Raw genomic sequence first — 14,990 nt, forward strand, 5'->3', positions numbered from 1 at the left:
GGCATGTCGGTAGATTCCGGGCATCACACTCCCACTATTTTCATACGATCACACGCTCACACGTTCACCGGAGTCGGTACCGCCTCCCCGGCGGCCCCCGGTCCCGCGTCCGCCCGCACCCGTTCCCGCTCCGGTGCCTGCGTGGCGTCCCGGTCGCGGCGGAGCAGCGCGGCGTAGCGTCCGCCGGCCCCGAGCAGTTCCTCGTGCGTCCCGCGCTCGGCTATCCGTCCGGCGTCCAGGACCACGATCTGGTCGGCGTCGCGCACGGTGGAGAGGCGGTGGGCGATGGTGATGGTGGTGCGTCCCTGGGAGAGGTTGTCGATGGCGCGCTGCACGGCGTGCTCGGTGCGGGTGTCGAGGGCGCTGGTGGCCTCGTCGAGGATGAGCACGGGCGGGTCGCGCAGGATCGTGCGCGCGATGGCCAGGCGCTGCTTCTCGCCGCCGGAGAACCGGTAGCCGCGTTCGCCGACGAGGGTGTCGTAGCCCTCGGGCAGGGACGCGATGTGGTCGTGGATCTGGGCGGCACGGGCCGCTTCGGCGATCTCCTCGTCGGTGGCGTCCGGCTTGGCGAAGCGCAGGTTGTCGGCGACGGAGGCGTGGAAGAGGTAGGTCTCCTGGGAGACCACACCGATGGAGCGGGCCAGGGAGTCGAAGTCGAGGTCACGCACGTCCACCCCGTCGAGGGCGACGCGTCCGCCGGTGACGTCGTAGAGCCGGGGCACCAGGTAGCTGAGGGTGCTCTTGCCGGAGCCGGTCGGGCCGACCACGGCCAGCGAACCGCCCGCCGGGACGGTGATGTCGATGCCGGTCAGCGTCGGGCCGTTCTTGGCCTCGTAGGCGAAGTGCACGTCCTCCAGACGGACCTCGCCCTTCGCGCGCCCCAGCTTCACCGCGTCCGGGCGCTCGGTGATGTCCACGGGCAGGTCGAGGTACTCGAAGATGCGGGTGAACAGGGCCAGGGAGGTCTGGATCTGCACTCCGGTCGACAGCAGGCTGACGGCGGGCCGGAACAGGCCCTGCTGGAGGCTGACGAAGGCGACCAGGGTGCCCACGGAGAGCGAGGGGGCACCGGTCTGCAGGGCTATGCCCGCCGCCCAGTAGATGAGCGCGGGCATGGCGGCCATGACGATGCCGATCGTCGACATCCGCCAGCGCCCGGCCATGCTGGAGCGCACCTCCAGGGAGACCAGCTTCTCGGACTCCGCGGCGAAGGACTCCGTCAGGGAATCGGAGCGCCCCATGGTCCGGCCGAGCAGGATGCCGCTGACCGAGAGGGACTCGGTGACCTCGGCGGCCATGGCGGCCATCTGCTTCTGCCGCTGCATGGTGATCTTCTTGCGCTCGCGGCCGACGCGGCGGCTGATCCACACGAAGACGGGCAGCAGGAGCAGGGAGACGAGGGTGAGCCGCCAGTCGAGCGCGAGCATCGCGACGACGGAAGCGATCACGGCGGTCAGGTTCGAGACGAGGGAGGTCGCCGTCGAGGTGACGGTGGCCTGCATGCCGCCGATGTCGTTGGCTATGCGGGATTGCACCTCACCGGTGCGGGTGCGGGTGAAGAAGGCCAGCGGCATCCGCTGGAGCTGGGCGTAGACGGCGGTGCGCAGGTCGTGCATGACCCGCTGCCCCACCGTGGTGGATATCAGGGTCTGCAACACGCCGAACACACTGGTGACGACCGCGGTGAGGATCATGCCGAGGGCGAGCAGGCTGAGCAGCCCGGTCCGCCCCTCGGGGATCGCGACGTCCAGGATCTCCTTGAGCAGGAAGGGCGAGGCGACACCCACCAGCGAGGAGGCGGCGACCAGGGCGCCGACCACGGCGAGGCGACCGCGGTAGGGGCGGAAGAGGGCGATGATGCGGCGCAGTTCCCGGGGGCGTTCCGCCGGGGCGGGGCGAGTGGGGTCCAGGGATTCGTTCGATGGGGTCCACTTCGGTTCTTCGGGGCGCATGGGCCTCCTTCTGACGAGACTCCGATGAGCATAGCTCATTGTTACCTATACTCACAATGAATCCGGTCCTGGTACTGTTCCCAGTATGAGCACCGGTTCCGAGACCGACACCCGCGATTCCACCGACGGCGTCCTCGCCGAGCAGCTGTTGCGCCTCACGCGCCGGCTCCACCGCATCCAGAAGCGCCACATGGAGCCGCTCGGCATCACCCCGGCCCAGGGTCGACTGCTCCGGCTCGTCGCGCACTACGGAGGTGACCAGCCGCCCCGAATGGCGGATCTGGCCAAGCGCCTTGAGGTCGTACCGCGCGCCGTGACCACCCTCGTGGACGGTCTGGAGACCGCCGACTGCGTCCGCCGCGCGCCCGACCCCGCGAACCGCCGGGTGATCCGCATCGAGCTCACCGAAACCGGTCGCGCCACGCTGCGCCGTCTGCGCAGCGCGCGGACCGACGCCGCGGAGGAGATCCTGGCTCCATTGACCGCCGCGCAGCGCGAGGTGCTCGGCGGACTGCTCAACGCCCTGGCGGACGCTCCGGCGGAGCGCCCCTGCTGACGGGCGCTGCCGTACACCGGCGTACGTCGTCTTGCGCCGACGTACGCCGACGGAAAAGGGGTCGCTCATGCCGCTGCTGGAACCGAACCCGGACGCGCTGCGGCCCTCGGGCCACCGTCCGCCGGCCCCGGACCGGGTCCCCGACCTGTTGGCCGCGGGCACCCCGCAGCCCCTGCGCGCCGAGCTGATCGAGCTTCTCGGCGCCGAGAAGGTGCTGTGGAAGGTCTCCGACCTGGTCCGCTACGCCTCCGACGCGTCCCCGTACCGGTTCGTTCCGCAGGTGGTCGTCATCGCCGAGGACATCGACGACGTCTCCGCCGTCCTCTCCTACGCCCACGGCAAACAGCGCGAGGTCGTCTTCCGGGCCGCCGGGACCTCCCTGAACGGACAGGCCCAGGGCGAGGACATCCTGGTCGACGTACGCCGCCACTGGACCGGGGTCGAGGTCCTGGAGGAGGGCCGGCGGGCCCGGATCCGACCGGGGACCACCGTGTTCCGGGCCAACGCAGCGCTCGCCCGGCACGGCCGGGTGCTGGGCCCCGACCCGGCCAGCGCCATCGCCTGCACCCTCGGCGGAGTGGTCGCGAACAACGCCTCCGGCATGACGGCCGGGACCACGAGGAACTCGTACCGCACGCTCTCCTCCCTCACCCTCGTCCTGCCGACCGGCACCGTCGTGGACACCGCCGATCCGCTCGCCGACGAGGAGCTGGCACGCGCCGAGCCCGGCCTGTGCCGCGGGCTGATGGAGATCAAGGGGGAGATCGAGGCCGATCCGGCCCTCGTCGCCCGCATCCGCGCCAAGTACGAGATCAAGAACACCACCGGCTACCGGCTCGACGCCTACCTCGACGGCTCCACCCCGGTGGAGATCCTGCGCGGCCTGGCGGTCGGCTCGGAGGGCACCCTCGGCTTCATCTCGGAGGTGGTCTTCGACACCCTCCCCCTGGACCGCGAGCTGACCACCGCCCTGCTCTTCTTCCCGTCCCTGCCCGCCGCGGCCGCCGCCGTACCGCTGTTCAACGACGCCGGCGCGCTCGCCGTCGAGCTGATGGACGGCAACACCCTGCGGGCCTCCGTCAGCGTCGCGGGCGTACCCGCCGCCTGGGCACTGCTGCCCAAGGACACCGCCGCCCTGCTGGTGGAGTTCCGCGCGTCCGACGCGGCGGGCCGCGCCGCGTACGAACGGCGCGCCGCCGAGGTGCTCGCCGGTCTGGAACTCGTCGCGCCGGTGGCCTCCGTCGGCAACGCCTTCACCTCCGATCCGGGCACCATCGCCGGCTACTGGAAGGCCCGCAAGGCCTTCGTCACCGCCGTCGGCGGGGCCCGCGCCCCCGGAACGACCCTGATCACCGAGGACTTCGCCGTGCCCCCGTCCCGGCTGGCCGAGGCCTGCGAGGCACTGCTCGCCCTCCAGGCCCGGCACGGCTTCGACGCGGCCGTCGCCGGTCACGCCGCCCACGGCAACCTGCACTTCCTCCTGGCCTTCGACGCCGCCTCCCCCGCCGACGTGGAGCGGTACGGGTCCTTCATGGACGCCTTCTGCCGGCTCACCGTGGAACGGTTCGACGGCTCCCTCAAGGCCGAGCACTCCACCGGCCGGAACATGGCCCCCTTCCTGGAACTGGAGTGGGGGCCGAGGGCCACCGAACTGATGTGGCGCACCAAACGGCTGGTCGACCCCGACCTGGTGCTCGCCCCCCGGATCCTCCTCGACCGCGACCCCCGGGCCCATCTGCGCGGGCTCAAGACGATCCCCCGGGTCGAGGCGACGGCCGACCCCTGCATCGAGTGCGGGTTCTGCGAACCGACCTGCCCCAGCGAGGACCTGACGACCACTCCGCGCCAGCGCATCGTGTTGCGCCGCGAGATGATGCGGCAACAACCCGGCTCCCCCGTGCTCGACGGGCTCCTCGACGCCTACGGCTACGACGCCGTCGACACCTGCGCGGGCGATTCCACCTGCAAGCTCGCCTGCCCCGTCGGCATCGACACCGGCGCCCTGATGAGGGACTTCCGCCATCGTCGTCACGGCCCCCGCGAGGAACGGGCCGCCGCCCTGGCCGCGCGGAGGTTCCGTACCGTCGAGGCCGCCGCGCGGCTGGCCGTGGCCGCCGCCGACACGATCACCGGGCTGGTCGGGGACGACGTGCTGAGCGCCGTGACGGACGCGGCGCGCAAGGTCGTACGTCCGGACCTGGTCCCCCGGTGGCTGCCGCAGGTGCCCGGCGCGGCGGCGCGCCGGCCGCCGCCCACGCGACGGGTCGGCGCGGCCGCCGTGTACTACCCGGCCTGCGTCAACCGGATCTTCGGCGGCCCCGAGGACGATCCGGGGCCCTCCCTGCCGGAAGCGATCGTGGCCGTGTCGGAGCGCGCCGGGAGGCCGGTGTGGATCCCGCGCGATGTCACCGGGACCTGCTGCGCGACGATCTGGCACTCCAAGGGCTACGAGGACGGCACCCGGCTGATGGCCAACCGGATCGTCGAGGCCGCCTGGGGCTGGACGGCCGGGGGGCGGCTGCCGCTCGTGGTCGACGCCTCCTCCTGCACCCTCGGCATCGCCCACGAGGTGGTCCCCTACCTGACGGAGGACAACCGCGCCCTGCACGCGGAACTGCGGATCGTGGACTCGGTGGTCTGGGCGGCCGAGGAGCTGCTGCCGCGCCTGGAGATCCTGCGCACCGTCGGCTCGGCGGTCCTGCACCCCACCTGCTCGATGCGGCACCTCGCGGACGAGGACCGGCTGCGGACGGTCGCCGAGGCCTGCGCCACGGAAGTGGTGATTCCGGACGACGTGGGCTGCTGCGCCTTCGCGGGTGACCGGGGCATGCTGCACCCGGAGCTGACCGACTCCGCGACGGCCCACGAGGCAAGGGAGGTGACGGCGCGGGAGTTCGACGCGCACCTGTCGGCGAACCGCATGTGCGAGGTCGGCATGGAGCGGGCGACCGGACGGAGCTACCACTCGGCGCTCATCGAACTGGAGCGCGCCACCCGGCCCTGACACCCCTGCGACGAGCGGAAACACGCGCCGGGCCCATGCCCCCTGCCGGAAAATCGATTGCCCGCAGCGGGTCCGGAAGGCGAACCTTGCGTGGTTTGGACTCGTCGACCAGTCGTGGGGCGTCATGCAGATCAGTGATCTTCCGTATCCGGACCCAGGGGTACCCGACGCCCGTTCCGGCCCCCGGTTCCTGCTCTGGCTCGGCCGGGGCCAACTCGGCGGCCAGGCCAAGAGTCTGGCCTGGGGGCTGGTGCACTTCTGCGGCATCGCCGGGCTGCCCTACGCGCTGGGGCTGGGCATCGACGCGGTCGTCCGGCGCGACGGGACCGGGCTCCTGCTCGTCGGCGCGCTGCTCCTCGTGATCGGGGTCGCCATTTCGGTGGGCGACGCCATGCTGCACCGCACCGCCGTCACCAACTGGATCACCGCCGCCGCGCGGGTGCAGCAACTGCTGGCCCGCAGGACGGCCGAACTGGGCGCCGCGCTGACCCGACGGGTCGCGGCGGGAGAAGTGGTGGCGGTTTCCACGGGTGACGTCGAGAAGATCGGTTGGTTCGTGGAGGCGGTCTCCCGCTTCCTCGCCGCCGCCTTCGCCGTCGTCGCGATCTGTGTGGGGCTGCTGTTCTACGCCCCCGCGATCGGCGTGGTCGTCGCCGCCGGCGTACCCGTGCTCGCCCTGTCCGTGCTGCCCCTGCTGCCGCACGCCACCCGCCGCGCCGACGTCCAGCGGGAGAAGGCGGGCAAGGCCACCGAGCTGGCCTCGGACACCGTGGCGGGACTGCGGGTGTTGCGCGGGATCGGCGGCGAGGAACTGTTCCTGAGCCGCTACCGCGAGGCCTCGCAGGACGTCCGTGAGGCGGCGGTGCGCAGCGCCCGGATGTGGGCCCTGATCTCGGCGATCCAGGTGTTGCTCCCGGGCGCCCTGATGATCACCGTGGTCTGGTACGGCGCGGCGCTGGTGCTGGACGGTCGCCTGGACGTGGGTGAACTCGTCGCGGCGTTCAGCGCGGTGGCCACGATGCTCTACCCCTTGCGCCACTTCGAGGAGATCGCGATGGCGTACTCCTTCTCCCGGCCGTCCGCCGACCGGGCCGCCCGGGTGCTGTCGCTGACGCGGACCGAGGCCGGCGGGCAGGGTGTCGGGCCCGTCGCGCCGCCCGCTGCGCCGCCCGCTGCGGGCGGGGACCTGTACGACCCGGCGACCGGACTGCTGGCCCCGGCCGGGCAGTTCACGGCGGTGGTGTGCGGGGACCCGGATCTGGCGGGCCGGCTCGCCGAGCGGCTGGGCGGGCATCCCGTGGACGCGGCCGAGGAGACCGCTTCGGCCCTGCTGGGCGGGGTGGCCCTGGACGGGCTCGCGCTGGAGGTGGCGCGCGAGCTGGTCCTCGTACAGGACAAGGATCCGGTGCTGTTGTCGGGGACGCTGCGCGAGCTGCTGGACGTACCGGCCTCCGGAGCGGTCACGGCGCGGCAGGCGCTGGCGGCCGCGCAGTGCGCGGACGTCCTGGACGCGCTGCTCCAGTCCGCCCCCGACGGGGTGGACGACCCGATGGACGCCCGGATCACCGAACGCGGCCGGTCCCTGTCGGGCGGGCAGCGCCAGCGGATCGCGCTGGCCCGCTCGCTGGTCACCGATCCGGAGGTACTGGTGCTGGACGAGCCGACCTCGGCCGTCGACTCGCACACCGAGGCTCGGATCGCCGAGGGCATCGCGGCCCTGCGGGCCGGGCGCACGACGGTGGTGCTGGCCTCCTCGCCGCTGTTGCTGGACCGCGCGGACCGGGTGGTCCTGGTCCACGAGGGTCGGGCCCTGCCGGCCGGCACGCACCGCGAGCTGATGCGCGGCGAGCCGCTCTACCGGGCGGTGGTGACCCGCGAGACGGAGCCGGAGGAGAAGTTCTCCGAGGTGCGGGCACTGGAAGAAGAACTCACCGGGATCGAGGAATCCGCATGATCGGCGTGGCACCGCCGCAGTACGACCCCGCAGCCCCCGAAACGGCCGCGACGCTGCCCGTGGGCAGCTCGACGACCGTACGGGGCTATGTGCGCGAGCTGTTCCACAGGCACCGGCGGGCCCTCGTGGTGCTGGTGACCGTCAACTCGGTCGCCGTGGTGGCGTCGATGGTCGGCCCGTACCTGTTGGGCCGGGTGGTCGACCGGCTCTCGGCGGGAGCCCGCGACCTCCATCTGGGGCAGGTGGCGCTGCTGTTCGCGGTGGCGCTGGCCGTCCAGACCCTTTTCGTTCGGCTGGTCCGACTGCGGGGGGCGGTGCTCGGGGAGCAGATGTTGGCCGATCTGCGCGAGGACTTCCTCATCCGGTCGGTCGGCCTGCCGCCGGGAGTCCTGGAGCGGGCCGGCACGGGTGACCTGCTGTCCCGGATCACCACCGACATCGACCGGCTGGCCAACGCGATGCGCGAGGCCGTACCGCAGTTGGCCATCGGCGTGGTCTGGGTCGGGCTGCTCTTCGGGGCGCTGGCCGTGACCGCGCCGCCGCTGGCACTGGCCGCGCTGGTGTCGCTGCCGGTGCTGGTGTTCGGCTGTCGCTGGTACTTCCGGCGGGCGCCCTCGGCGTACCGGTCCGAGGCGGCCGGGTACGCGGCGGTCTCGGCGGCGCTCACCGAGACGGTCGACGCGGGCCGCACGGTGGAGGCGCACCGTCTGGGGCGGCGTCGGATCGCCCTGTCGGAGCGCCGGATCAAGGAGTGGACGGCATGGGAGCGGTACACGCTCTACCTGCGGACGGTCCTCTTCCCCGTCATCAACGTCACCTACGTGACCATCCTCGGCTCCGTGCTGATGATCGGCGGCTACTGCGTGCTGCGGGGCTGGATGTCGGTGGGGCAGCTCACCACGGGCGCGCTGCTGGCCCAGATGATGGTCGACCCGATCGGCCTGATCCTGCGCTGGTACGACGAACTCCAGATCGCCCAGGTCTCCCTGGCCCGGCTGGTGGGGGTGCACGAGATCGAGCCCGACGCGGGCGACGCGACCCTCGACCCCGAGGGCCGTGAGGTGCGGGCCGATGAGGTCCGGTTCGGCTACCGGGAGGGCGTGGACGTCCTGCACCGGGTGTCGATGGCGGTGCCGCCGGGCACCCGGATGGCACTGGTCGGCCCCTCGGGCGCGGGCAAGTCCACCCTGGGCCGGCTGCTGGCGGGGATCTACGCGCCCCGCACCGGCGAGGTCACCCTGGGCGGGGCGCGACTGTCGGGGATGACCGCCGAGCGGGTGCGCGCGCACGTGGCCCTGGTCAACCAGGAGCACCACGTGTTCGTGGGCTCCCTCCGGGACAACCTGCGGCTGGCCCGTACGGGCGCGGCGGACGCCGAGCTGTGGACGGCGCTGGGCGCGGTGGACGCGGACGGCTGGGCGCGGGCCCTGGAGTCCGGGCTGGACACCGAGGTGGGGTCGGGCGGGACCGCGCTGACCCCGGCGCAGGCCCAGCAGATCGCGCTGGCCCGGTTGGTGCTGGCGGACCCGCACACGCTGGTGCTCGACGAGGCGACCTCCCTCCTGGACCCCCGGGCGGCCCGGCACCTGGAACGCTCGCTGGCCCGGGTGCTGGACGGCCGCACGGTCATCGCCATCGCCCACCGGCTGCACACCGCGCACGACGCGGACGTGATCGCGGTGGTCGAGGCCGGCCGGATCAGCGAACTCGGCTCGCACGAGGAACTGGTCGCCGCCGACGGGGCCTACGCCGCCCTGTGGCGCTCCTGGCACGGCTGACCGCCGGCCCCGGGCCCCGGTCCCGGGCCCGGGGGGCGCCCCGACGGGACGGGCCCCCTCCGGGATTCGACCAGGACGGTCTAGATGAAGCCGAGGGCGGACGCGCCGCCGATCCCACCGAGCAGCATGAACACGGGCATCAACACCTTGAGCTCCACCCAGCTGCCCGCCCGGAAGCGCATCATCTTGGGCGGGCCGATGGGGTACCAGCGCTTCCCGGCGATGGGTAGGGGCCACAGGATGGGACACCCCGAGACCGTCAGGGCGTCGCCGATGTCGTGGACGAGGGCGCCGAGCAGGATCGGCAGGCCGAGCCACAGGTATTCCTGGCCGGGGCCGGTGAAGAGCCAGCCGGCGCCGTTGCCCGGCTGGTCGAGGACGCCGGCGAGGATCCAGGCGCTGGTCGCGCCGAGCAGCCAGACCAGAATGTCGCTGGACATCCGCGCGGCCCGCCACAGCAGACCTTCGACGGCCAGCACGAGGTGGATGAAGAGCAGGATGAGAACGCCCCACCGGTCGATGGTGACGGCGAGCGCGGAGGAACCCGCGCCTATCAGCACCGCCCAGAGCCAGGTGTGGGTCAGGGTGCGGTGGCCGCCGGTACGGCGGGCGTCGCGCGGTGCGCGGGTCGCCTTGTAGACGCCGTAGGAGATCTTGTCGACCACCTCGCACAGGCCCCGGGACAACGGCCCGAAAGCGCGTGAGATCGTCGCGGACTTGTGGTCGAGGTCGGGAGCCAGGGCGGCTCCGGCGCAGATCAGCGCGCCGACGACGAGTACGGGCCAGGGCATCGCGTGCCCGGCGGCCGCTGCCGCCGCGCCCACCCCCAACCACGCCGCCGCCCCGGAAAGTGAGTGCGCCGGACCCATCATGGTCGTTCCCCGCCCCGGTGGTGTGCTGCTCGGGCCCCGTCGAACGATTCGGTCGGGCCGCGTCGACGGCACAGCGTACCTTCGATGATCTTCCTTCCGGCCTCCGGTTCCCTCTTCCGGTCGGAAGCCAGGCAAGATGGGGGGCGTGACCCTCATTGATCAGCTCCCGCCGAACGCCGACCCCGACGCCCTCTTCGAGGCTTTCTCCTCGTGGGCGGAGGGCCAGGGCATCACCCTGTACCCGGCTCAGGAGGAAGCGCTGATCGAGGTGGTCTCGGGCGCGAACGTGGTCCTGTCGACGCCCACCGGCTCCGGCAAGAGCCTCGTCGCGGCGGGCGCGCACTTCACCGCGCTGGCCCAGGACAAGGTGACCTTCTACACCGCGCCGATCAAGGCCCTGGTGTCGGAGAAGTTCTTCGACCTGTGCAAGCTCTTCGGCACCGAGAACGTCGGCATGCTCACCGGCGACGCCTCCGTGAACGCCGACGCCCCCGTCATCTGCTGTACCGCCGAGGTGCTGGCCTCCATCGCGCTGCGCGACGGCAAGTACGCCGACATCGGCCAGGTCGTGATGGACGAGTTCCACTTCTACGCGGAGCCGGACCGTGGCTGGGCCTGGCAGATCCCGATCCTGGAACTGCCGCAGGCGCAGTTCGTCCTGATGTCGGCGACGCTCGGCGACATGAAGCGGTTCGAGGAGGACCTCACCCGCCGCACCGGCCGGCCGACCTCGATGGTCCGCTCCGCGACCCGGCCCGTCCCCCTGTCGTACGAGTACGTCACCACACCGATCACCGACACGATCACCGAACTGCTGGAGACCCGGCAGGCCCCGGTCTACATCGTCCACTTCACGCAGGCCCAGGCGGTCGAGCGGGCGCAGTCGCTCATGAGCATCAACATGTGCACCCGCGAGGAGAAGGACAAGATCGCCGAGCTGATCGGCAACTTCCGCTTCACCACCAAGTTCGGTCAGAATCTCTCCCGTTACGTCCGGCACGGCATCGGCGTACACCACGCCGGCATGCTGCCCAAGTACCGGCGCCTGGTGGAGAAGCTGGCCCAGGCCGGTCTGTTGAAGGTCATCTGCGGTACCGACACCCTCGGCGTCGGCGTGAACGTCCCGATCCGCACGGTGCTGTTCACCGCGCTCACCAAGTACGACGGCACCCGGGTCCGCACCCTGCGCGCCCGCGAGTTCCACCAGATCGCCGGTCGGGCCGGCCGCGCCGGCTTCGACACGGCGGGCTACGTGGTCGCGCAGGCGCCCGAGCACGTCATCGAGAACGAGAAGGCCCTCGCCAAGGCGGGCGACGACCCGAAGAAGCGCCGCAAGGTGGTCCGCAAGAAGGCACCCGAGGGCTTCGTGGCCTGGTCGGACATCACCTTCGAGAAGCTGATCGGCGCCGACCCGGAGCCGCTGACCTCGCGGTTCAAGGTCACCAACATCATGCTGCTGTCGGTCATCGCCCGGCCCGGCGACGCCTTCAAGGCGATGCGCCATCTCCTTGAGGACAACCACGAGCCGCGCAAGGCCCAGCTGCGCCACATCCGTCGGGCCATCGCGATCTACCGCTCGCTGTTGGACGGCGGCGTGGTCGAGAAGCTCGACACCCCGGACGCCGAGGGCCGCACCATCCGGCTCACCGTCGACCTCCAGCAGGACTTCGCGCTGAACCAGCCCCTGTCCACCTTCGCGCTGGCCTCCTTCGACCTGCTGGACCCCGAGTCCCCCTCCTACGCGCTGGACATGGTGTCCGTCGTGGAGTCCACGCTGGACGACCCGCGCCAGATCCTGGCCGCCCAGCAGAACAAGGAGCGCGGGATCGCGGTCGGCCAGATGAAGGCCGACGGCATCGAGTACGAGGAGCGGATGGAGCGGCTCCAGGACGTCACCTACCCCAAGCCGCTCGAAGAGCTGCTGTTGCACGCCTACGACGTGTACAGCAAGAGCCACCCGTGGGTCCGCGACCACCCGGTCTCCCCGAAGTCGATCATCCGCGACATGTACGAGCGCGCGATGACCTTCACCGAGTTCACCTCCTTCTACGAACTCGCCCGCACCGAGGGCATCGTGCTGCGCTACCTGGCCGGTGCCTTCAAGGCGCTGGACCACACGATCCCCGACGACCTCAAGTCCGAGGACCTCCAGGACCTCATCGCCTGGCTCGGCGAGCTGGTCCGCCAGGTCGACTCCAGCCTCCTCGACGAGTGGGAGCAGCTGGCGAACCCGGAGGTGGAGACGGCGGAGCAGGCCCAGGAGAAGGCCGACCAGGTCAAGCCGGTCACGGCGAACTCCCGCGCCTTCCGCGTGCTGGTCCGCAACGCCATGTTCCGCCGGGTGGAGCTCGCCGCCCTGGACCACGTCAACGTCCTGGGCGAGCTGGACTCCGAGTCCGGCTGGGACGCCGACGCCTGGGGCGAGGCCATGGACGGGTACTGGGACGAGTACGACGACCTCGGCACCGGCCCCGACGCGCGCGGCCCGAAGCTCCTCCAGATCGAGGAGGACGCGGCGCACGGCCTGTGGCGCGTCCGTCAGACCTTCGCCGACCCCAACGGGGACCACGGCTGGGGCATCAGCGCCGAGGTCGACCTCGCGGCCTCCGACGAGGAGGGTCGGGCCGTCATCCGGGTCACCTCGGTCGGCGAGCTCGGCGTCCTCTGACCCGACCCCACAACCCGCCGGCCCGAGCGGCCACCCTGGACCACGTGGAGAACCCCTGATGACGAACCCTGCCGAGAGACTGGTCGATCTGCTCGACCTGGAGCAGATCGAGGTCAACATCTTCCGGGGGGTCAGCCCCCAGGAGTCCCTCCAGCGCGTGTTCGGCGGCCAGGTCGCCGGCCAGGCGCTGGTGGCCGCCGGCCGGACGGTCGAGGGCGACCGACCGGTCCACTCGCTGCACGCGTACTTCCTGCGCCCGGGCATCCCCGGGGTGCCGATCGTGTACCAGGTGGAACGGGTCCGTGACGGACGCTCCTTCACCACGCGCCGGGTCACCGCCGTCCAGCAGGGCAAGACCATCTTCAACCTGACCGCCTCCTTCCATCACCCGGAGGAGGGCAGCATCGAGCACCAGCTGCCTCCTCGCCTCGATTTCCCGCATCCGGACACGCTCCCGCCGGTCGCGGAGGAGATCCGCGAGCACCTGGGCGCACTGCCGGAGGCCCTGGAGCGGATGGCCCGCCGCCAACCCTTCGACATCCGGTACGTGGACCGGCTCCGTTGGACTCCGCAGGAGCTCAAGGACGCCGATCCGCGCAGCGCGGTGTGGATGCGGGCGGTCGGCCCCTTGGGCGACGACCCGCTCGTGCACACCTGCGCCCTCACCTACGCCAGTGACATGACCCTCCTCGACGCCGTGCGGATCCCCGTGGAACCGCTGTGGGGGATGCGCGGTTTCGACATGGCCTCACTGGACCACGCCATGTGGTTCCACCGACCCTTCCGGGCCGACGAGTGGTTCCTGTACGACCAGGAGTCGCCCATCGCGCACGGTGGCCGGGGGTTGGCCCGTGGCCGCATCTACGATCTGGAGGGCAGGCTGCTGGTCTCCGTGGTCCAAGAGGGCCTCTTCCGTCCGTACGCCCCCCGGACCTGAGCGACACCTCTCCCTCTTCTCTCCCTTCCCCTCCCCTGGCCACCTCCTCACCGAAGAGCTGAGCGCACCCATGCCCACCCCGGCCCTCCCCTGCCCCTGCGGGCTGCCCGCCTCGTATCCGGAGTGCTGCGGCCGCTTCCACTCCGGTGCCCGATCGGCTCCCACCGCCGAACTGTTGATGCGGTCCCGCTTCAGCGCCTTCGCGGTCGGCGACGCCGCCTACCTGTTGCGGTCCTGGCACTCCACGACGCGGCCGGAGCGGCTGGAAACGGATCCGGGGCAGCGCTGGGAGCGGCTGGAGATCCTCTCCACCGAGCGCGGCGGGATGTTCGAGACGGAGGGGGCGGTGGAGTTCCGCGCCCACTACCGCGAGGACGGACACACGGGCTCGCTGCGCGAACACAGTTCCTTCGTGCGCGAGGACGGCTCCTGGGTCTACGTGGGCCCCCTCTCCCCCGTCGAGTTCGACTGACCCCGGGCGCCGGCCAGCGCGAGGTCGAGGCCGGCGCGGTAGTGGTCGGTCTCCTCGGGCGGCCCGGCCAGCAGCAGTGCGGTGGCCACGGCGGCGGCGGCCGGGACCTGGGGATGCCCGTACGGCGGGGGTGGCGCGAGCGCGGCGAGCACGATCCGCTCCTCCGGGTCGGGGACGGCCCGCAGCACCTCGTGTTCCGGCAGGACGGAGGCCAGTACGGCGGCCCGTTCCCACGGGTCGGCGGTTCGTCTCAGCAGCAGCCCCACATGCCGGTCCCGCCAGGCGCGGGGGCGCAGGTCGCCCTTGGCGGCCAACAGTTCCCGGTCGGCCGGCGGCGCGACCCCGCGCAGCATCCCCGGCCGGTGCGCGGCGAACTCCCGTAGCTCCGCGATGAGATAGACCCAGACGACGGCCCGGTAGCGGTTGATCCGGTAGCCGACCGGTACGAGGTGGCCGCTGCGGGCGAGCCGGGTGAACCGGCTGGGCCCGATCCCCAACACCCGGGCTCCCGCGTCGGCGCCGGCCACGGTCTCGACCCTCGCCCGCAGTTCCTCGGGAAATCCCTCGCCCGCCCGGACCCGGTCCAGCTCGGCCCGCGGGAAGCGGGCGGCGCCGCCGGGTGTGCGAACGCCGGGGCGTACCAGGCCCAGTTGGACGGCGCGGGCCAACTCGCTCCGGCCGAGCCCCAGCTCCTGCGCCGCCCGGACCCCACCGAGCAGCGGTTCAGCCGTTCGTAGCTCCATCACAGTCCTCCCCCACGAGTGGCGATCACTCTGTGTGAAGACCGTAACTCAGCG

General features: G+C 71.9%; 10 protein-coding genes. 7 read left to right on the top strand and 3 right to left on the bottom strand.

The window, feature by feature from the left end; genetic code table 11:
• Nucleotides 1-56: 56 nt before the first annotated feature.
• Nucleotides 57-1,952 (bottom strand): ABC transporter ATP-binding protein, encoded by a 1,896-nt coding sequence (locus ACIOD1_RS13365; protein ID WP_401902189.1) that lies wholly within the window; start codon nt 1,950-1,952, stop codon nt 57-59.
• Between the two features lie 85 nt (nt 1,953-2,037).
• On the opposite strand from ACIOD1_RS13365, the gene ACIOD1_RS13370 reads away from it, so the two are divergent.
• From ACIOD1_RS13370 to ACIOD1_RS13385, 4 genes are all read left to right on the top strand, one after another.
• Nucleotides 2,038-2,508: a MarR family transcriptional regulator gene (locus tag ACIOD1_RS13370; protein WP_365623787.1), complete on the top strand. Its 471-nt coding sequence runs from the start codon at nt 2,038-2,040 to the stop codon at nt 2,506-2,508.
• 67 nt (nt 2,509-2,575) lie between these two features.
• On the top strand, nt 2,576-5,512 hold the full coding sequence (locus ACIOD1_RS13375; protein WP_401902191.1) for an FAD-binding and (Fe-S)-binding domain-containing protein: 2,937 nt from the start codon (nt 2,576-2,578) through the stop codon (nt 5,510-5,512).
• A gap of 124 nt (nt 5,513-5,636) precedes the next feature.
• Nucleotides 5,637-7,466 (top strand): ABC transporter transmembrane domain-containing protein, encoded by a 1,830-nt coding sequence (locus ACIOD1_RS13380; RefSeq protein ID WP_401902193.1) that lies wholly within the window; start codon nt 5,637-5,639, stop codon nt 7,464-7,466.
• Nucleotides 7,463-9,244 (top strand): ABC transporter ATP-binding protein, encoded by a 1,782-nt coding sequence (locus tag ACIOD1_RS13385; RefSeq protein ID WP_401902194.1) that lies wholly within the window; start codon nt 7,463-7,465, stop codon nt 9,242-9,244. The genes ACIOD1_RS13380 and ACIOD1_RS13385 overlap by 4 nt, the downstream gene beginning before the upstream one ends.
• Before the next feature lie 80 nt (nt 9,245-9,324).
• Here ACIOD1_RS13385 and ACIOD1_RS13390 read toward each other — a convergent pair whose 3' ends face one another.
• A complete protein-coding gene (locus tag ACIOD1_RS13390; RefSeq protein ID WP_365623795.1) occupies nt 9,325-10,116 on the bottom strand; it encodes a metal-dependent hydrolase in 792 nt (263 codons plus the stop codon).
• A 145-nt stretch (nt 10,117-10,261) separates the two neighbouring features.
• On the opposite strand from ACIOD1_RS13390, the gene ACIOD1_RS13395 reads away from it, so the two are divergent.
• The 3 genes from ACIOD1_RS13395 (at nt 10,262) to ACIOD1_RS13405 (ending at nt 14,193) form a co-directional block, all read left to right on the top strand.
• A complete protein-coding gene (locus ACIOD1_RS13395) occupies nt 10,262-12,784 on the top strand; it encodes a DUF3516 domain-containing protein (RefSeq protein ID WP_365623797.1) in 2,523 nt (840 codons plus the stop codon).
• A 58-nt stretch (nt 12,785-12,842) separates the two neighbouring features.
• Complete coding sequence (locus ACIOD1_RS13400) at nt 12,843-13,721, top strand: acyl-CoA thioesterase (protein ID WP_401902197.1); 879 nt, start codon at nt 12,843-12,845, stop codon at nt 13,719-13,721.
• 70 nt (nt 13,722-13,791) lie between these two features.
• Nucleotides 13,792-14,193: a YchJ family metal-binding protein gene (locus ACIOD1_RS13405; protein ID WP_365623801.1), complete on the top strand. Its 402-nt coding sequence runs from the start codon at nt 13,792-13,794 to the stop codon at nt 14,191-14,193.
• Here ACIOD1_RS13405 and ACIOD1_RS13410 read toward each other — a convergent pair.
• On the bottom strand, nt 14,157-14,936 hold the full coding sequence (locus ACIOD1_RS13410; protein WP_365623803.1) for a DUF6397 family protein: 780 nt from the start codon (nt 14,934-14,936) through the stop codon (nt 14,157-14,159). The genes ACIOD1_RS13405 and ACIOD1_RS13410 overlap by 37 nt on opposite strands.
• Nucleotides 14,937-14,990: the final 54 nt, after the last annotated feature.

It is taken from the genome of Streptomyces sp. NPDC088097 (assembly GCF_044741845.1).
Classification (GTDB): domain Bacteria; phylum Actinomycetota; class Actinomycetes; order Streptomycetales; family Streptomycetaceae; genus Streptomyces.

What these genes read in the sequence shown, in the direction of transcription:
- ACIOD1_RS13365 (WP_401902189.1), bottom strand. Translation starts at nt 1,952, where the DNA reads ATGCGCCCCGAAGAACCGAAGTGGACCCCATCGAACGAATCCCTGGAC.
- ACIOD1_RS13370 (WP_365623787.1), top strand. Translation starts at nt 2,038, where the DNA reads ATGAGCACCGGTTCCGAGACCGACACCCGCGATTCCACCGACGGCGTC.
- ACIOD1_RS13375 (WP_401902191.1), top strand. Translation starts at nt 2,576, where the DNA reads ATGCCGCTGCTGGAACCGAACCCGGACGCGCTGCGGCCCTCGGGCCAC.
- ACIOD1_RS13380 (WP_401902193.1), top strand. Translation starts at nt 5,637, where the DNA reads ATGCAGATCAGTGATCTTCCGTATCCGGACCCAGGGGTACCCGACGCC.
- ACIOD1_RS13385 (WP_401902194.1), top strand. Translation starts at nt 7,463, where the DNA reads ATGATCGGCGTGGCACCGCCGCAGTACGACCCCGCAGCCCCCGAAACG.
- ACIOD1_RS13390 (WP_365623795.1), bottom strand. Translation starts at nt 10,116, where the DNA reads ATGATGGGTCCGGCGCACTCACTTTCCGGGGCGGCGGCGTGGTTGGGG.
- ACIOD1_RS13400 (WP_401902197.1), top strand. Translation starts at nt 12,843, where the DNA reads ATGACGAACCCTGCCGAGAGACTGGTCGATCTGCTCGACCTGGAGCAG.
- ACIOD1_RS13405 (WP_365623801.1), top strand. Translation starts at nt 13,792, where the DNA reads ATGCCCACCCCGGCCCTCCCCTGCCCCTGCGGGCTGCCCGCCTCGTAT.
- ACIOD1_RS13410 (WP_365623803.1), bottom strand. Translation starts at nt 14,936, where the DNA reads ATGGAGCTACGAACGGCTGAACCGCTGCTCGGTGGGGTCCGGGCGGCG.